The organism is Aeromonas sp. MR19, assembly GCF_963899305.1.
Classification (GTDB): domain Bacteria; phylum Pseudomonadota; class Gammaproteobacteria; order Enterobacterales; family Aeromonadaceae; genus Aeromonas; species Aeromonas bestiarum.
This window is the reverse complement of the sequence record NZ_CAWQWZ010000021.1, coordinates 148789-166763: the sequence shown is the minus strand read 5'-3', so window position 1 is coordinate 166763 and position 17975 is coordinate 148789. Positions and strand designations below refer to the sequence as shown.

The following is a 17975-nucleotide window of genomic DNA, read 5'->3' as shown; positions in this document are numbered from 1 at the left end:
AGGGCGTTAATTCTATTTTACCTGCACCAAATATTGACAGTGCCCTTGCTGACCGTGATAACGCCCTTGTTTTCAGAAGGCTCAATATCGTTAATCGGTGGCTGGATATAAGAGGCTGCTGGTAACGACAGGGGGACGTGAATGAAAAACGGTCATGACTTGGCATGAAAAGCATCTGTGAACCGACATCCTCTCGCAGTCACATCGGTGCCTCGGTCGATCGCAGGGGGTTGGAGTGAGATAGCTGAGTTGGCTTTCACGCTGAACGCTGCCGCCAGACAAACATGGCCAGTGGTCAGCAGACATTGCCCGCGGATTGCCGCGGCGGATGAAGGGGGCGGGACCCTGTGGCGGTCATTTGACGACAAGACTTCGGATTACGCACTCCTGAGGGGGCAACAGAGACAAGGTCAGAGAGACCGCGGCACACTCTATATGTGCCGAATGCAGGCAGGATCCTGTGTAGGATCCTCAGGTTTATGGCATAATCAGCCACCGATGAGAACAAGTCCCGGTATCTCAGGGACTTGTATGGTTAAAATCATCGGCGGTAAGGACTTTTTCCTTTGACTATCAGTTGTTGGACCTATAATATTCGCGCCCTATGCAAAAGGTGAAGTTGCCCGTTAAGGTTGATCCAGTCCGTAATGCCTTGAAGCTGCTCGACTATGTCGGGATAGTGGAAAAGTCGCAGATGCCCAGGCTGGAGGCATCAACCGCAGGCTTGCAGAGTGATATCGATGTATCACTGCACTTTGGCAAAGATGTCCAGAAGTTGACCGTTATGAAAGGCACTGCCCATGCCAAGGTTGACCTGGTTTGCCAGCGTTGTGGAGATACATTCGAACACCTTTGTGAAGCTGATTTTATCTACACTCCGCTGTTTGAAAAAACAAACGAGGAAGAACTGCCGGAAGCTTATGAGCCCATTGAGTTGGACGAAAACGGCGAGATAGATCTTCATCAAATCCTGGAGGATGAACTCATCCTCTCGTTGCCTCAGGTGGCGATGCATCCGATGGATGCTTGCCCGCGCGGTAACATGGAGATGACTTGGGGTGATATCGAACCTGCTGATGAGCGGCCGAATCCCTTTGCAGTTCTTGAAGAGCTTAAACGTAAGTGAATCTAGGAGTTAGCCTACAATGGCCGTACAACAGAACCGTAAAACCCGTGCCAAGCGTGGCATGCGTCGTTCACACGATGCGCTGACCAGTGCAGCTCTGACTGTTGATCAGACCAGTGGTGAAATTCATCGTCGTCACCACGTGACTGCCGATGGTTTCTACCGCGGTAAAAAGGTAATCGCTTAAGGATTGCCTTTGTCTACGCAAACTGTCGCGCTAGACATAATGGGGGGAGATATTGGCCCCTCGGAAACAGTGCCTGCCGCCGTGCAGGCACTGTCTCTTTTGCCCCAGTTAAAACTGATCTTGGTCGGTGATCAGCACCAGACTACCTCCTTGTTGCAGCAACATGGCTTGCTGACTCATCCTCGCGTTCGTTTCGTACATGCATCCCAGGTGGTTGGCATGGGCGACAAGCCGATCGTGGCGCTGCGTACCCTGAAAGACTCCTCCATGCGGGTTGTGCTCAATCTGGTGAAAGCCGGTGAGGCCGATGCCTGCGTCAGTGCCGGCAATACCGGTGCCCTGATGGCCATGGCCAAGTGCGTGCTCAAATCCCTGCCCGGTGTCGACAGACCCGCGCTCATCAAGGCGCTGCCGACCTTGAGTGGCAAGCGTACCGTGATGCTGGATCTGGGGGCGAACGTGAGCTGTGATGCCGACACCCTGCTGCAATTTGCGGTGATGGGCTCAGTGGTGGCCGAGAAGGTGGAAGGCATCGCCTTTCCCCGGGTCGCCTTGCTCAACGTGGGGGAGGAGGAGATCAAGGGCAACGATCTGGTGCGTCACAGCGCAGAGCTGCTGCGTCAGTGCAGCGCGCTCAATTTCGTCGGCTTCGTCGAGGGGGATCGCATCTTCAGCGGCGAGTGTGACGTGATTGTCTGCGACGGTTTTGTCGGCAACGTCGCCCTCAAGACGGCGGAAGGTGTGGTGCGGATGATGGCCCAGCTGGCCGGATATCCCCGCAAGAAACGCAGTTTTCTTGGCCGTATCGCCGGATTTATGTTCAAACGACGTTTTTCTTACCTGAACCCCGACCAGTATAACGGCGCAAGTCTGTTAGGATTGCGCGGCATTGTGGTAAAAAGCCATGGGCGGGCCGAACGGCGCGCTCTGTGTAATGCGATCCTGCTGGCCGCACAAGAGGCCAAGCATCAACTTCCATTGCAAATAGCAGATCGCCTTGAATCTGTCTTTTCCGACAGGGATCTATAAGAACTCTATGCATAGCAAAATTCTGGGTACTGGCAGTTATCTGCCGAGTTCAGTGCGTACCAACGCCGATCTCGAGCAAATGGTTGAAACCAGTGATGAGTGGATCGTGGAACGTACCGGGATCCGTGAACGCCGTATTGCCGGTGCCGACGAAACCGTCGCCACCTTGTCTCACCAGGCCGCCCTGCGGGCCCTGGATGCTGCGGGTCTGACCGCCGCCGATCTCGACATGATAGTGCTGGCCACCACCAGCGCCGAGAACGCCTTCCCGGCCGCCGCCTGCGAGTTGCAGGGGCTGCTCGGCGTGCCCGGCATCCCCGCCTTTGATGTAGCGGCCGCCTGCGCCGGTTTCACCTACGCACTCTCCATCGCCGATCAGTTTGTCAAATCCGGCGTCGCCCGCCATGTGCTGGTCGTTGGTGCCGATGTACTGTCCCGCATGTGCGATCCGCAAGATCGCGGCACCATCATCATTTTCGGGGATGGTGCCGGCGCCGTAGTGGTTGGCGCCAGCGAGACGCCAGGGATACTGTCGACTCATCTCCATGCCGATGGCCGTTATGGCGATCTGCTCAAGCTGCCACACCCTCGTCGTGGTATGCCGGGAGCCGAACTCGAAGCCTACATGTATATGAAGGGCAACGATGTGTTCAAGGTAGCGGTCACCCGCCTGAGCGAGCTGGTGACCGAAACCCTGGCCGCTGCCGGTGTCGAGCCGAGCGAGCTCGACTGGCTGGTGCCGCACCAGGCCAACTTCCGCATCATCAGCGCGACCGCCAAGAAGCTCGGCATGAGCCTCGACAAGGTGGTGCTGACCCTCGACAAGCACGGCAACACCTCTGCCGCCTCCGTGCCCATCGCCTTCGATGAAGGGGTGCGCGACGGCCGGATCAAACCGGGTCAGCTGGTGCTGCTGGAGGCCTTCGGCGGTGGTTTTGCCTGGGGCTCGGCGCTGGTTCGCCTCTGATCTTCAGCGGGATGGGGTCCTGCACCATCCCGCGACCGATTTCGTTTTCGTCTTACCTTAAAGGAATCAATGATGACCCAATTTGCCATTGCCTTCCCGGGACAAGGCTCCCAAACCGTCGGCATGCTGGCCGAGCTGGCCGAGCAGCACTCCGTGATCAAGGAAACCTTCGCCGAGGCGAGCCAGGTGCTGGGTTATGACCTGTTTGCCCTGGTCATGGATGGTCCGGTTGAAGATCTGAACAAGACCTGGCGTACCCAGCCGGCGCTGCTGACAGCCTCCGTCGCTCTGTGGCGTTTGTGGCAACAGCAGGGTGGGGCAACCCCCGCCGTCATGGCCGGTCACAGCCTGGGGGAATATTCCGCCCTGGTGTGCAGCGGTGCCCTGGCCTTTGGCGACGCGGTCAAACTGGTTGAACTGCGTGGTCTGGCCATGCAGGAGGCGGTGCCGGAAGGCACAGGCGCCATGGCCGCCATCATAGGTCTGGACAACGAGGCCATCGCCGCCAATTGCGAAAAAGCGGCGCAAGGTCAGGTCGTGTCCCCGGTCAACTTCAACTCCCCGGGCCAGGTGGTGATCGCCGGTCACAAGGAAGCGGTGGAGCGCGCCAACGTCTTGATGAAAGAGTCTGGTGCCAAGCGTGCGCTGCCGTTGCCGGTCTCCGTACCCTCCCACTGCGCCCTGATGAAACCGGCGGCAGAAAAACTGGCGGCTGCGCTGGACGGGATCGAGATCAAGGTTCCAACCATCGCAGTCATCAATAATGTCGACGTGTCCTGTGAACAGGATCCGGCCGCCATCAAGCAGGCCCTGGTGCGTCAGCTGTTCAGTCCGGTCCGTTGGTCCGAGACGGTGGAGCGGATGGCCAATGAGGGTGTCACCCTCGAGATCGAGATGGGGCCGGGCAAGGTATTGACCGGGCTGGCCAAGCGCATCGACAAGCGCGTGGAAGGCATTCACGCCAACGATGCCGCCTCATTCGAGCTGGCGCTGGCCCAGTCCAAGTAAACAGGAGCAGATCATGAGTTTTACCGATAAGGTTGTATTGGTGACAGGTGCCAGTCGTGGCATCGGCCGGGCAATTGCCGAAACATTTGCGGCCCGTGGCGCAAAAGTCGTCGGCACTGCGACCAGCGAGAGCGGCGCAGAGGCGATCAGCGCCTATCTGGGCGAGCAGGGTTGCGGCATGGCACTGAACGTGACCAGTCCGGAATCCATCGAAACTATCTTTGCGGCCATCAAGGCACGCTTTGGCGAGATCGACATCCTGATCAACAATGCCGGTATTACCCGCGACAACCTGTTGATGCGCATGAAAGATGATGAGTGGAATGAAATCATCGACACCAATCTCACCTCACTGTACCGTCTGAGCAAGCCGGTATTGCGTGCCATGATGAAGAAGCGTCATGGCCGGATCATCAGCATAGGCTCAGTGGTCGGTACCATGGGCAATGCGGGCCAGGTCAACTATGCCGCCGCCAAGGCGGGTCTGGTTGGCTTTACCAAATCGTTGGCACGGGAAGTGGCATCCCGTGGTATCACAGTGAATGCGGTTGCGCCCGGTTTCATCGAGACCGACATGACCCGTGCCCTGAATGACGATCAACGTGCCGGCATCATGAATCAGGTGCCTGCTGCCCGTTTGGGCGATCCAAAAGAAATTGCCGCAGCTGTGGTATTCTTGGCGTCTGATGACGCCGCCTATATCACTGGCGAAACCCTGCATGTTAATGGCGGGATGTACATGGTGTAATCAATTTGTCGTGAGATCTGTTCAAATTTGCGATAGTACGCCGAAGTTTGGCGAATTTCGTGGTTTGACCAGCGGCAAGCTACTTGCAAACTCACGTCAATTGAATAAACTACCCCAACCAGACGCAATAGCGTATTTTTAAAGGAAAATTCAGGTCATGAGCAACATCGAAGAACGCGTAAAGAAAATCATCATCGAACAACTGGGTGTTAAAGAGGAAGACGTTAAAAACGCTGCCTCCTTCGTCGACGACCTGGGCGCTGACTCTTTGGATACCGTTGAACTGGTAATGGCGCTGGAAGAAGAATTCGATACCGAAATTCCTGATGAAGAAGCCGAGAAGATCACCACTGTTCAAGCGGCTATCGATTACATCACCGCTAATCAGGAATAAGTTCCTGTTCTGAAAGAAGCGGCCCAAGGGCCGCTTCTTTTATGTTTACCCCTTTCAAAATAGCTCTCGGAGACTAGCTCAGTGTCAAAACGCAGAGTCGTGGTGACCGGCCTGGGGATGCTTTCCCCGGTGGGCAACACTGCCGAATCCAGCTGGCAAGCCCTGCTCAACGGGCAGAGCGGCATTTCTCCCATCGAACACTTTGATGCCAGCGAGTTTGCGACCCGTTTCGCAGGCCAGGTCAAAGAGTTTGATCCCGAACAGTACGGCATCAACCGCAAAGAAGCCCGCAAGATGGATCCCTTTATCCAGTACGGCGTAGCGGCGGGGATCCAGGCACTGGATGACTCGGGTCTGGTGATCAACGAAGAGAACGCAGAACGGGTTGGCGTGGCCATAGGTTCCGGCATCGGCGGTCTGGGTCTGATCGAACAGAACCACAGCAGCCTGATCAACGGTGGCCCGCGCAAGCTGAGCCCCTTCTTCGTACCGTCCACCATCATCAATATGGTGTCCGGTCATCTCTCCATCATGAAGGGTCTGCAAGGCCCCAACATAGCCGTGACCACAGCCTGTACTACGGGTACCCATGCCATCGGCATGGCCGGCCGCATGATCGCCTACGGTGATGCGGACGTGATGGTGGCCGGTGGTACCGAGAAAGCCTCCACCCCGATGGGGATGGGCGGTTTCGCGGCGGCCAAGGCGCTCTCTACCCGCAACGACGAGCCGCAAAAGGCAAGCCGTCCGTGGGACAAGGATCGCGATGGTTTCGTGCTGGGTGATGGCGCCGGTGTGCTGGTACTGGAAGAGTACGAACACGCCAGGGCCCGCGGCGCCAAGATCTATGCCGAGCTGGTTGGCTTTGGCATGAGTGGCGATGCCTATCACATGACGGCACCGCCCGCTGACGGCAACGGTGGCGCCCGCGCCATGAAGAACGCCATCAAGGATGCCGGCATAGCCCCCGAGCAGATTGGTTACATCAATGCTCACGGTACCTCCACCCCGCTGGGTGATGTGGCCGAGCTGCGCGGCATGAAGCAGGTGTTTGGCGAGCATGCCAGCGCCCTGATGATCAGCTCCACCAAGTCCATGACCGGCCATCTGCTGGGTGCGGCTGGCGCGATAGAAGCCATCATCACAGTGCTGGCGCTGCGTGATCAGGTGGCACCGCCCACCATCAATCTGGACAACCCGGATGAAGAGTGTGATCTGGATCTGGTGCCTCACGTGGCCAAGGCCGGTCACTTTGAGTATGCCCTCTCCAATTCCTTCGGTTTTGGTGGCACCAATGGCTCACTGATCTTCAAACGCGTATAATTCGCCCCAGGGCGGACAGTATGGGCCCGATACGTCAGTATCGGGCCTTTTTTATCGGAGGGATCCTTTTGCTTATCAACGGAATGCAGACAGATGCAGTGTCCGCCAGGGATCGTGGGCTGGCCTATGGGGATGGTCATTTCACCACCATGCTGATCAAGCATGGTCAGGTTGTCTGGTGGCCGGCCCATCTGGCGCGCCTGCAGCAGGCCAGTGCCAGACTCGGGTTTGCCGAGATGGACTGGTCAACCCTGACCCGCGAGGTGGCGCAGCTTGCCGCCGGCCAGACGCAGGCTGTCGCCAAGGTGATGCTGACCCGTGGCACAGGTGGCCGAGGCTATGACGGCAGCGACTGCCAGACGCCGACCCGGATCGTCTCCCTTGCGGATTACCCGAGCCACTATCAGGGCTGGCAGCAAAACGGTATTCCACTGCTGGTTTGTCAGCAACGGCTCGGTGACGCTCCCATGCTGGCCGGACTCAAGACCCTGAACCGGCTGGAGCAGGTGTTGCTGAAAAGCGAACTTGCGGCGCGTTCGGGAGTCGAAGGTATAGTCTTGAACAGTCGCGGATTTCTGGTAGAAGGTGTCAGTGCCAATCTGTTTTGGCGCCGTGGCAAGACGGTGTTTACACCGGATCTTTCTCACTGCGGTATTGATGGCATCATGCGGCGACACGTGATGGGAATGCTAAAACAGATGAGTATTGAACTGCGTGTCGTGGAGGCTCCACTGGAGTCACTGTGGCAGGCCGAAGAGGTATGGCTGACCAATACCCTGATGGGCATAGTGCCGGTGAACGGCATCGGGGATACCCAGTATCCCAGCCCGGTATTGATCCGCCGTTTACAGGAGCGTTTGGTCATTGAAGTTTAATCGGCTTTACACCCTGCTCGCGGGCGCGGCACTGACAGTTGCCGTGGCCGGGGGCTATGTACATTACAAATGGCAGCAGGTGGAGACGCTCACCAACAAGGGGCCGACGCGCCTCTTTACCGTCGAAAAGGGAGCCCACGCGGCGCGCCTGATCGCCGAGCTGGGGGAGGGAGAATCCAGCCCCTGGGCGGTGCGACTCTGGCTGCGAGGCCATCCCGAGCTGGTTGCCATCAAGTCTGGCACCTATGAAATCAAGGAAGGGGCGCCACTCAAGGAGACCCTCTCCCTGTTTGCCTCCGGCAAGGAGTTTCACTTCAGCCTCACCTTCGTCGAGGGTTCCCGTTTCGAGGATTGGCTGAAGCAGCTATCCGGCGCGCCCTATCTGGAGCGGCTGACAGTGGAGCAATCTGAAGCCGACCTGGCCCAGGAGATCGGCATCGACAATGGCAAGCTGGAGGGCTGGTTCCTGCCGGAAACTTACGCCTATACCACCCATGCCAGTGACATCTCGATCCTGCGTCGTGCCTATCAGGACATGAGGGCTTTCCTGCAGCAGAGCTGGGACAATCGCCAGGCCAATCTGCCCTACAAGACCCCTTATGAGGCGCTGATCATGGCCTCCATCATCGAAAAAGAGACGGGTCAGCCAGACGAGCGGGCGCAGATCGCCTCCGTGTTCGTCAACCGCCTGCGCCTTGGCATGAAGTTGCAGACAGATCCCACCGTCATCTACGGGGTCAAGGATCGTTACGATGGCAATATCCGCCGCAGCGATCTGACGGACGTGAATCCGTACAACACCTATGTGATCGACGGCCTGCCGCCCACGCCCATCGCCATGCCGGGCAAGGCCTCCATCGAAGCGGCGCTCAACCCCAAGTCGACCGACTATCTCTATTTTGTCGCCAAGGGGGGCGGTGCCCACTATTTCTCCAAGACCCTCGATGAACACAATCGGGCGGTTCGCGAATACATATTGAAGAAGCCCTAATGTCTAAATTTATTGTGATTGAAGGACTGGAAGGGGCAGGGAAGAGCTCCGCGGTGCGTTATGTCACCGATTATCTGCAACGCCACGGCATAGACCAGATCGAATGCACCCGTGAGCCCGGGGGAACCCCGCTGGCCGAGCGGATGCGTGCCATCGTCAAAGAGGTGCACGACGAGCGCCTCACCATAGAAGCCGAGTTGCTGCTGATGTATGCCTCCCGGGTGCAGCTGGTCGAAACCCGGATCAAACCGGCACTGGCCGAGGGTCGCTGGGTGGTGGGGGATCGTCATGATCTCTCCTCCCAGGCCTATCAGGGCGGTGGGCGTGGCATAGATGCGGGGCTCATTGGCGCCATCAAGCAGGCGGTGCTCGGTGACTTCAAGCCGGATCTCACCCTCTATCTCGATATCGATCCTGCCCTTGGTTTGCAGCGTGCCCGCCATCGCGGCGAGCTGGACAGGATCGAGCTGGAGCAGCTCAGCTTCTTCGAGCGCACTCGCAGCCGTTATCTCGAATTGGCCGCCAAAGATGATTCCATCCGGGTGATCGATGCCGGACAAACCCCGGATCAAGTCAAGGCCGCCATCGAGGCTGCACTGGACCACTACCTGTCGAACGAGCACTTATGTATCCCTGGTTGATCCCGGACTGGCATGCCCTGAGTCAGACGGCCCAGGCCGGTCGGCTTGGCCATGCCTGGCTGCTGCTCGGCGATCCCGGACTTGGCAAGGAGCAGCTTGCAGAACGATTGGCGCGCTTGCACCTCTGCCAGCAACCGGATCGGGGGGAACCCTGCGGCCAGTGCCACTCCTGCCAGCTGTTTGACAAGGGTCATCACCCGGATCTCGGCACCCTGCCTGCTGACAGCAAGACCATAGGGGTCGAGGCCATTCGCGAGATCTGTGCTCGTCTGCAGAACTCTGCCCAGCTCGGCCGTGGCAAGGTGGTGATCATCCCGGATGCGGAGCGCATGACGGAGTCCGCCGCCAACGCCTTGCTGAAAACCCTGGAGGAGCCGGCCGGCGACAGTCTCTTGCTGCTGATCGCCTCTCAGGTTTCCCGTCTGTTGCCCACCATTTTGAGTCGCTGCCACAAGCATGTCTGCCAGTTGCCGACGGAAGGGGAGACGGTTCGCTGGCTGGCCGAGCAGGGTCATCAGGCCACATTGGCCCAGGTGCGGATCTGTCAGGGTGCCCCGCTGCGGGTGCTGCGCTACATCGACGAGCAGCAGGACGGCAAACGCCGGGAGTTGCTGGAGAGTTTCGTCTCCCTGTCACAGACCCCGACCCGGGCCACCCATGTCTGCAGCCAGCTGGCGGATGAAACCCAGGTCAGACTGCACTGGTTGCAGCTGTTCTTGTGCGATGCACTCAAGACTCAGGCCGGCTGTGGTCATCATCAGCTGGCGATGCCGGATCTGGCTGCCCTCAGCCAGCAGTTGGCCGAAGGCAACTCCAGCGAAAAGTTGCTGGAGGCGGAGCAGCAGCTCGTGGCGCTCAAGGCTGCCTGCCAACCTGGCCAGCTCTCCAATCCCACCATTCATCTGATGAACTGGCTCAGCCGCTGGTTATAACTCTGACAAGACGCAAAGGTTATTTATGTTACTCGTTGATTCCCATTGCCACCTCGATCGCCTCAGCTATGGCAGCAAGCAGACCGACATGGCCGATGTGCTGGCCAAGGCCGCGCAGCAGGACGTGGGATATTTTCTGTGTGTGAGCGTCACCCAGGCACAGTTCCCGACCATGTTGGCTGCGATCGCTCCTTATCCCCAGGTGTTTGCTTCCTGTGGCGTGCATCCGCTCAATCAGGAACCCGGTGTCGATGCCGAGCTGTTGCTGACGCAGGCCAGCGATGAAAGAGTGGTGGCCATAGGGGAAACCGGGCTCGACTACTTCTACTCGCCGCAAAACAAGGAGGTACAGCAAGCCTCCTTCCGCGAACACATCCGGGTCGCCCGCGCCTTGAACAAGCCGCTGATCATACACACCCGTGATGCCCAGCAAGATACCCTGCAGATCATGCGTGAAGAGGGCGCCGACCAGGTGGGTGGTGTGTTGCACTGTTTCACCGAATCCCTGGAGATGGCCCAGGCCGCGATGGAGATGGGCTTCTATATTTCCATTTCCGGCATAGCGACCTTCAAGAATGCGTCCGCGCTGCAAGCCGTGGTCAAGGCGCTGCCGCTGGCGCGCTTGCTGGTCGAAACGGACTCTCCCTATCTTGCCCCCGTTCCTCATCGGGGGAGGGAGAACGAACCCGCCTTCGTACGCGATGTTGCCCAATTCGTTGCCGACCTTCGCCAGATCCCGCTGGCCGAGCTGGCGGAAGCGACCAGCCGCAACTTCTTCGAACTGTTCAAGTTGGCAAAAAAATAGAAGATGAGGCCCCGGATAACGGGGCCTCTTTATTTCAAATCATCCGCATACTTCCCCTCGTCAGCATTGCCTATGCCACCTGTTATCTCTCACTCACATGAATGTCAGCACAATGACATTGCTGATAAACCAACCTGTTAAAGATGATGTTGATACAGGTGAGCATCGAGGTTTAAAGGGTTTAATCAAGGTCTCTATAAGTATCGATAATATTCATTATCGATACTTGATGTATATGAAGGATCCTGTAAGATCCTCTCAAACTTTATATTGAATCATAGACTTACGTGGCTTATCCGACCCTTTCCCCCTCAGCTCATCAGTCATTGCAGACTGTGTTCGATCCTCAGCTCAATAGTCGGGCGAGACGCTTCTTGCGCAGTGCCAAGGCGGATTCCACCCTCAATGCCTATCAGGCTGATACCCGTATCTTCGTATTCTGGTGCCAGCTCCACGGGCTTGACCCGCTGCAAACTACTCATCACGACATCATGAATTTTCTGGCGGATCAGGCCGATGGCATATTGGCGGACTGGGTTTGGCTGGATAAAGAGGAAGGGAAAGGGGAACTACGCAATGGTGAACCACGCAAACCTGCGACCCTGGTCAGGCGACTGGCCGGGATCCGCTACGCCTTCAAGCAGAAGGGCGTTCATCCCATGCCGACCGAGCATGCCGAAATCAAGGAGATGATGCGTGGCATTGTGCGTCTTGGTGATAGCCGCAAGCGCAAGACGGGGGCGCTAACCCTGCAACCGCTGGCCAGGGTACTCGATGAAATCGACACCTCCAACCTGGCCGGTTTGCGCGATCACACCCTGCTGCTGTTGATGTTCAGTGGTGCCTTGCGCCGCTCGGAGGCGGCCAGAATCGAGGTCAGCGACCTCGATTTTGTGGGGCAGGGGATCCGGCTTCGACTCAAGCCGAGCAAGCATCAGCTCCATGAAACCGAGATAGCCCTCATACCCGGCAAGCAATATTGTCCCGTCTCGGCGCTGCACACCTGGCTTAAAAAAAGCCGGATCGGCGAGGGGGCGCTGTTTCGTCGCATGAACCGCTGGGGTCAGCTTATGTCGGAACCCCTCGGTCCCCAGGGGATAAACCTGATGATCAAACGGCGTACCGGCCAGGCCATCGACGATCTCTATGTCAGTGGCCACAGCCTGCGACGGGGATTCATCACCTCGGCCGTCACCGCCGGCAAACCCATGAACAAGATCATCGAGGTGACTCGCCACAAGGACATGCGTACCCTACAGGAGTATTTCGACGACGCCCACAAGTTCTCCGATCACGCCCTGGATGGCTTGTTGTGACATTGTCAAAAACATGTATAAATGTCGTGAATTCCGTCAAATAGAAATGTCATAAAATAGAGGGAATGCTGAGTAAAGAGTCACGACAACACAAGTGTAATGAAGGGCCACAGGAGTCTCACATTGTTGAGCGTTCGCATTGGAATTTCACAATTCAAACCAATGTTATTTACTGTGCTCACCTTTGGACATTAAATTCATTTGGATCTGGATGAGAGCGAACATGCACGAATTCATACAACTGATCAAGTCACGTTCAGATGAACATGGCATAGCATTTTCTCGCATACATGACCTTCCTGGCTCAATGATGTCGATTCTTAGGCAGGAACTTGATTCTTTAATTAGAGTTCTTTATCTGTTATCCGTATCAGATCTAGAAGAAAGAAATAGGCTCATGGCATGCACCGTTAACGGTGACCAATGGAAAGTTTCAACCCCAAAAGGGAAAATGGTCAAAGTTACTGATGCTCAAATGGTCGAAGTCTCAGAAAAATTTGGTGGTTGGGCCAGCTCTGTCTATCGATTCGGTTGTGCCTTTATTCATCTTTCTAACTTTCATGGCTATAATACATCAAATCCACTTACGACTCTTTCCGAAGAGGAAAGAAAAAATATCCTTGACCATATGCGTTATTATCACCGCGGCCCTGAATCGGATAATCCAACCTTTCAAGAGCTAGCGAGTTATTTCCCCAGGGTATTTGAGAAGATCAAAGACAATTTGGAATGCTACCTAGCTCTCTTGGCTGAAGGAGCTCCGACAGAGGATGTCTTTTGAGTATAGGATAAATATGAAAGAAGAGTTTACCCGATTCGAGCCCACTGATTACTTGATCAGTGAGGCTGAAAGAGAAGCGTATCTCAACGCTGCTATTGAGGAAGAAGACCCCTATTTACTCACTGTAGTCCTCAGTGACATAGCCAAGGCCAGAGGCATAGAAGAAAGCAAAACAAGTAAAGAGTGATATTCAGTTGGTGCTCAAAAAATAGGATAGCCCTTACAAAGGGCTGTCGCTCTTAGTTTTGTAATAGGTCTGAACCGTTGCTTCCAAGCTATCAACATATCGCTGAATCTCACCAACGGTATACATCAAAAATCGTTCGTTCATGAGAACATCACTAAAGTAACCAATTGATATTCCTGAATTTTCATTTTCAGCTCTGCATATAGCTCGCAATAGCCTTCTCTCTGGTGCAGATTTTTTCTCTTTCCGAGTAGATATTTCTTTATAGTTGGTAGCAATACCATCGTTGTGCGCCATAATATTTCGGATAACTATGAGATGATCAATGTCTGCAATGTCACTACCACCAATGATTTTTTTGAGAAAAAAATGAGTCTTCTCCCATATCCCAAGATTTATTTCCTCTGTATATTCAGACAGACTAATCATAAGATTTAAACAATTGCTCATACGATGTTCGAAAAGACCAAAAATAGTAAGAAACGCTGAACGTCGAGTGAGTTGGGTGATTAAATGTATGTACTCTGATTTTACTTCATCATAGTCATGACCAATACATGAACCACATGAGTAATAAGTTCGTTCAAATGTGAAGTCTTCACCATATTCATTCGTTGCTTCATCCCAGTATCTCCCTTCCGTGATAGCTTCGGGTAAATCAGCCTCTTTAATCGCCCGCTCCACATTTCTTTCGGCCTGCTCAGCAAGCATCTTCATGATTGCAACTGACGAGGTAGTCTCCCAAAGGTGGATAAATATAGGAAATGTAAGCCTTGCCATATCTGTATCCTTTATAAAACTATCCCAATAACGGGTGACGAAGTAGGGGGTAATAATACTCTATTTTTGAGTCCGCTGTTGCCACTGACGAACAGCTGCTGCGACGGCTGGCGAAGGGGGGTCATCCCGTGGGCCGGTGATCTGTGGCCTTCCTCGTTTCCGTTTTATCAGTGTTGGAATGGCTTCTTTCGCAATGTCCGCCAGCTCAGGCTGATCTGGCTGTGCGTTCATCCGCTCGCCACTGACCTCCATCAGGGCTTTATAATAGTGTTCCTCTCCAAGCCGATTGGGTTTCACCTTATCGGGATGAGGCCCACGCCGCCGGTTCGTGGCCGGGCTGTTTGGCAGACTGCGTGAGCGCACATCATCGCGCATGGTCTGCACTTCCTGCGCCATTTTCAGGACATGGCCAAGCCGCTTGTTATCGACAATAGCCCCCTGATTCACGGGCGAGAGGTGATCATTGATGCAGTATTCCAAGATGTCACCATCTGGCCCACGCAACTCAACCCGATCATCACAATAGTGGTACACCACGATTTCTCGACCGATCAGGCGGCGCTGGGCAGGGGTATCTAACAGCAGGTATTGCACCTTGTCATATTGGGTCGTGAGACGTTTGGATACCTGTCTCGGCTCCTTCCAGATCAGGATGTGCTCCAGGTCGTCCTGAGGGCCCAAGGGTCGATGCACATCCAACTCATGGCGCGGAACCTTACCAAAGCGTTGGTTGTAATCGGTGATGAAGATCGGTAGCCACGCATTGGCATCATCTATCGAGCTGATCCCCGCCAATCTCAACTCCTTCACCATCCTATCCTGCAAGGTCAGATGTGCGCGTTCTACACGGCCCTTGGCCGCGCTGCTGTGTGCACAGAAGCCATCAATGTTGAGATCGTTCAGAGCGCGGGCAAACTGCGTTTGTCCCTCCCCGCGAGCAGACTTGTGATTGACCCTGAACACGCTGGCCTTGTCGCTGTAAAATGCCAGCGGTCTGCCGTGAGCTACCAGGTGACGCGCAGTGTGCCAAAGTAGGCGAAGGTGGACTCGGAATGCACAAAACGCAGGGCAGTGATCTGGCTGGTTGCATCGTCCACAAACACGATGGCGGTACAGGCTGGCGCCCGATTTTCAAACCAGCGATGATCACAGCCGTCAATTTGGATAAGCTCACCAAAGCAGGCCCGCCGGTAGCGAGGTTGTTGGATCCTGGGGGGACGCTGCCGACGCGGCACCCACAATCCCAGATCGATCATCATCTGGCGAACTGTGCCGATGGCAAGGTGAATGCCATGTAGCTCAGCCAACTTCTCTGCGGCTAATGTTGGCCCGAAATCAGGGTAATGCTGTAAAATGAGCCGTCCAGCACGATCCTTCACCCCAACGGGTAGCTGATGATTACTGGGCTTTCCAATATGCTGTGAACGCAGCCCCGGTGGCCCAGATAACTTATACCGATCGACTAATCGGTAAATTTGGCGAACGGACAGATCCAGTCGCTGAGCCCCGATGCTTGCTGTTAGGTGACCATCCACGATTGCTTGGATAGTCTTGAGCCGGTCGATCTCTCTCATGCTAAACCAGATCTCGCTGCGTCTCATCGGGGATGCCCTCGGCATGGTCGGTAACTAACCAGCTTAGCAACCCGGAGTGACACTTCAATTTGTCTTAAACATGACATTACTACTTAACCTTTACAGACATTCCGCGTCACTGCATTTTTTATGTTAAATTGCATCTTGTTGATCTGATGATATATTTATCGCGCTTTGCCAAGGTGCCCGATGGAAGGGGAAAGTCCTCTTGTTCAGGCAACAATGCGCCACAGGTAAGAGATAACAAACGTTAAAGCAAAACATTGCAAGGTTATATGAGCCAGGAAATAAACGTGAATGAGCCCCAAGCGGCTGCTCCACACAACAATGCCGAACGACAACGCCAGCATGTGAAACGCAAACAGGAAACCCATAGCCGGTTGCAGTGCTGGATAAGCAATCGCCACGCCGAGCGGTTACAGGAATTGGGGATGCACCTTGAAGACAGTCAGGCCTCACTCATCGAGCAGGCGATCGATCTGCTCTATCAACATGAGCTGTCATCCCAACCCCAGGTTGAGCAAGAGATGGCTGAGGCACTCGAGTGAGAGACGGGAAACTGAACGTGCTGACATAAAAAAAGCCAGGTACGAATTCCTTGTACCTGGCATAGGGGAATTGGCTCCTTGCAGAGCCGTGCGCTAACTGGTGTTCGGATAGCCTTAAGCTTAGACAAGGCTCAAGGCTTTTCAAGATCCGAGCAAAAGTTCAACCCGAGTGTGGGTTTTCAAGACTCGATCAGACGTGAGTTCACGCACTCAGGCGCCGAACAGATTGTTGTCGCGCACCAGCTCACGGGGCAGGGCATTCTTGACCCGGCTGCCGACCCACTTCCCCATGCCCAGGGTATGACCCTGATAACGAACGATCACCTCGCCCGAACCGGCTTCCTGCGCTGGCCAGACATCCCGCCCCATCATGAACTCCCGTGCATTGGCGCTGTCGAGTTCGATAATCCCGAGCGTGGCCTTGTCGCCATAGGCCAGCGCCCACTCATGGGTGAGGCGATAACCCTTCTTGAAGGTCTCCGCCAGCTTGATGCCGATGCGATCGAACCGCAGCTTGCCTTGCACCTGCCCAAACAGGTGAGGGAACAGCCAGATCTCGTCATTGCGACCAAACAGCTGGCCCAGGGGGGCCACGCCAAAATTGGCTTCAATCTCGCGCAACATGGGCTCGGCCTCTTTGGCCGGCAGGGGCGAGAAGGGGAACTTGCCGAGTTTGCCCGGCTTGAACATGGTGTTGGGCACAGAGTGATGCTTGCGCAATCTGGCGACGAAAAAGCCCTCACTGTCGAAGATCTGGGGCCAAACGTGCAGATATCCTTCGGGTGTACAGGCCTGCTCCGCATGGGGGAACAGGTCGGCCAGCGAGTCAACGCTCAGGGCATCGCCGAACTTGTCCAGCAAAGACTGACAGACCGCCTGGTTCTCCTGTTCGCTCAAGGTGCAAGTGGAGTAGACCAGCACACCACCGGGCTTCAGGGCATGAAAGGCGCTCTCCAACAGCCCTTGCTGCACAGCCGCAATCTCGTCGATGCTCTCGATGCTCCAGTTGCGCAGGGCGTCTTCATCCTTGCGTACCGTCCCCTCGCCGGAGCAGGGGGCGTCGAGCAGTATGGCGTCGAAGGTCTCCGGCAACCACTGGCCAAACACCTTGGCATCGAAGTGGGTCATGCCCACATTGGTCACGCCGCAGCGCTGAATGTTGGCGCTGAGCACCTTGAGCCGGCTGCTGGAATATTCATTGGCAACCAGCATGCCCTGGTTGTTCATCAAGGCCGCGATCTGGGTAGTCTTGGAGCCGGGGGCGGCGGCGGCGTCCAGCAGCATGCCATCCCGCTTGACCTGAGCGCTGGCAAATAGCGCCGTCACCGGCAGCATGGAACTCGCTTCCTGGATATAGAAGAGGCCACTCAGGTGTTCCGCGGTATTGCCAAGGGGCACGCTCTCGTCGCTGCGACTCAGCCAGAAGCCGGTCTCGCACCAGGGTACGGGCTCAAGCTGCCAGCCCAGCGGTTGCATCTGTTCGACAAATGCGGGCACCGAAATCTTCAGGGTATTGACCCGTATGCTGCGGCGCAGTGGGCGCCGGCAGCTGGCCACGAACGCATCCATGGTGAGATGCGCCGGCATGATGGCCGCAATATGGTGCAAGAAGTGATCGGGAAGGTAGGTATTGTCGTGCACTGTGCCGTCTCGCTGACCCAAAAAGAGGGGCGACATCTTATCACAGGGCCAGGAATATTCTTAACGGCCAATGAGAAAGGGGGAAATGAACAAGCCCGACA

At 55.7% G+C, this 17975-nt stretch carries 19 protein-coding genes and 1 pseudogene; 17 read left to right on the top strand and 3 right to left on the bottom strand.

Going from position 1 to position 17975, the window contains the following annotated elements; translation table 11 throughout:
* Positions 1–604 precede the first annotated feature (604 nt).
* The 16 genes from yceD to AACQ95_RS13480 all read left to right on the top strand — a co-directional run bounded on the left by yceD (position 605) and on the right by AACQ95_RS13480 (position 13310).
* Positions 605–1126 (top strand): 23S rRNA accumulation protein YceD, encoded by a 522-nt coding sequence (gene yceD, locus AACQ95_RS13555; RefSeq protein WP_043134812.1) that lies wholly within the window; start codon positions 605–607, stop codon positions 1124–1126.
* A gap of 19 nt (positions 1127–1145) precedes the next feature.
* Entirely contained in the window at positions 1146–1313 is a 168-nt protein-coding gene (gene rpmF, locus AACQ95_RS13550) for a 50S ribosomal protein L32 (protein WP_005311492.1), read from the top strand.
* 9 nt (positions 1314–1322) lie between these two features.
* Entirely contained in the window at positions 1323–2342 is a 1020-nt protein-coding gene (gene plsX, locus AACQ95_RS13545) for a phosphate acyltransferase PlsX (RefSeq protein WP_042866375.1), read from the top strand.
* Between the two features lie 7 nt (positions 2343–2349).
* Positions 2350–3309, top strand: a complete 960-nt coding sequence (locus AACQ95_RS13540; protein WP_043134811.1) for a beta-ketoacyl-ACP synthase III — start codon at positions 2350–2352, stop codon at positions 3307–3309.
* A gap of 72 nt (positions 3310–3381) precedes the next feature.
* Complete coding sequence (fabD, locus tag AACQ95_RS13535; RefSeq protein WP_043134810.1) at positions 3382–4317, top strand: ACP S-malonyltransferase; 936 nt, start codon at positions 3382–3384, stop codon at positions 4315–4317.
* Between the two features lie 13 nt (positions 4318–4330).
* Positions 4331–5065 carry a 3-oxoacyl-ACP reductase FabG gene (fabG, locus tag AACQ95_RS13530; protein ID WP_043134809.1) on the top strand — a complete coding sequence of 245 codons (735 nt, stop codon included), beginning with the start codon at positions 4331–4333 and terminating at the stop codon, positions 5063–5065.
* A gap of 157 nt (positions 5066–5222) precedes the next feature.
* Positions 5223–5459 carry an acyl carrier protein gene (acpP, locus tag AACQ95_RS13525; protein WP_005300909.1) on the top strand — a complete coding sequence of 79 codons (237 nt, stop codon included), beginning with the start codon at positions 5223–5225 and terminating at the stop codon, positions 5457–5459.
* An 81-nt stretch (positions 5460–5540) separates the two neighbouring features.
* Entirely contained in the window at positions 5541–6782 is a 1242-nt protein-coding gene (gene fabF / locus AACQ95_RS13520; RefSeq protein ID WP_042866382.1) for a beta-ketoacyl-ACP synthase II, read from the top strand.
* A 20-nt stretch (positions 6783–6802) separates the two neighbouring features.
* Positions 6803–7657 (top strand): aminodeoxychorismate lyase, encoded by an 855-nt coding sequence (gene pabC, locus AACQ95_RS13515; protein ID WP_043134807.1) that lies wholly within the window; start codon positions 6803–6805, stop codon positions 7655–7657.
* Positions 7647–8648 carry an endolytic transglycosylase MltG gene (gene mltG / locus AACQ95_RS13510; protein ID WP_043134806.1) on the top strand — a complete coding sequence of 334 codons (1002 nt, stop codon included), beginning with the start codon at positions 7647–7649 and terminating at the stop codon, positions 8646–8648. The genes pabC and mltG overlap by 11 nt, the downstream gene beginning before the upstream one ends.
* The gene (gene tmk / locus AACQ95_RS13505; RefSeq protein ID WP_043134804.1) at positions 8648–9289 is read left to right on the top strand and encodes a dTMP kinase; all 642 of its coding nucleotides are present in this window, start codon (positions 8648–8650) and stop codon (positions 9287–9289) included. The genes mltG and tmk overlap by 1 nt, the downstream gene beginning before the upstream one ends.
* Positions 9274–10221, top strand: a complete 948-nt coding sequence (gene holB, locus AACQ95_RS13500) for a DNA polymerase III subunit delta' (RefSeq protein ID WP_241278753.1) — start codon at positions 9274–9276, stop codon at positions 10219–10221. Before tmk ends, holB begins: the two co-directional genes overlap by 16 nt.
* Positions 10222–10246: 25 nt before the next feature.
* Positions 10247–11026: a TatD family hydrolase gene (locus AACQ95_RS13495; protein WP_241278752.1), complete on the top strand. Its 780-nt coding sequence runs from the start codon at positions 10247–10249 to the stop codon at positions 11024–11026.
* Between the two features lie 374 nt (positions 11027–11400).
* Entirely contained in the window at positions 11401–12342 is a 942-nt protein-coding gene (locus AACQ95_RS13490) for a site-specific integrase (protein ID WP_241278751.1), read from the top strand.
* Positions 12343–12565: 223 nt separating this feature from the next.
* On the top strand, positions 12566–13123 hold the full coding sequence (locus AACQ95_RS13485; protein WP_241278750.1) for a hypothetical protein: 558 nt from the start codon (positions 12566–12568) through the stop codon (positions 13121–13123).
* Between the two features lie 13 nt (positions 13124–13136).
* Positions 13137–13310 (top strand): helix-turn-helix domain-containing transcriptional regulator, encoded by a 174-nt coding sequence (locus tag AACQ95_RS13480; protein ID WP_241278749.1) that lies wholly within the window; start codon positions 13137–13139, stop codon positions 13308–13310.
* 33 nt (positions 13311–13343) lie between these two features.
* Here AACQ95_RS13480 and AACQ95_RS13475 read toward each other — a convergent pair whose 3' ends face one another.
* Together AACQ95_RS13475 and AACQ95_RS22610 are read right to left on the bottom strand one after the other, a co-directional pair.
* Positions 13344–14090, bottom strand: a complete 747-nt coding sequence (locus AACQ95_RS13475) for a hypothetical protein (RefSeq protein ID WP_241278748.1) — start codon at positions 14088–14090, stop codon at positions 13344–13346.
* Positions 14091–14333: 243 nt separating this feature from the next.
* A pseudogene (locus AACQ95_RS22610) lies at positions 14334–15691 on the bottom strand (ISNCY family transposase); the annotation flags it as partial.
* Between the two features lie 269 nt (positions 15692–15960).
* Here AACQ95_RS22610 and AACQ95_RS13460 point away from each other — a divergent pair.
* Positions 15961–16233 carry a RepB family protein gene (locus tag AACQ95_RS13460; RefSeq protein WP_241278745.1) on the top strand — a complete coding sequence of 91 codons (273 nt, stop codon included), beginning with the start codon at positions 15961–15963 and terminating at the stop codon, positions 16231–16233.
* 210 nt (positions 16234–16443) lie between these two features.
* On the opposite strand, the gene rsmF is transcribed toward AACQ95_RS13460, so the two are convergent.
* Positions 16444–17874: a 16S rRNA (cytosine(1407)-C(5))-methyltransferase RsmF gene (gene rsmF / locus AACQ95_RS13455; RefSeq protein WP_241278849.1), complete on the bottom strand. Its 1431-nt coding sequence runs from the start codon at positions 17872–17874 to the stop codon at positions 16444–16446.
* Between the last annotated feature and the right edge of the window lie 101 nt (positions 17875–17975).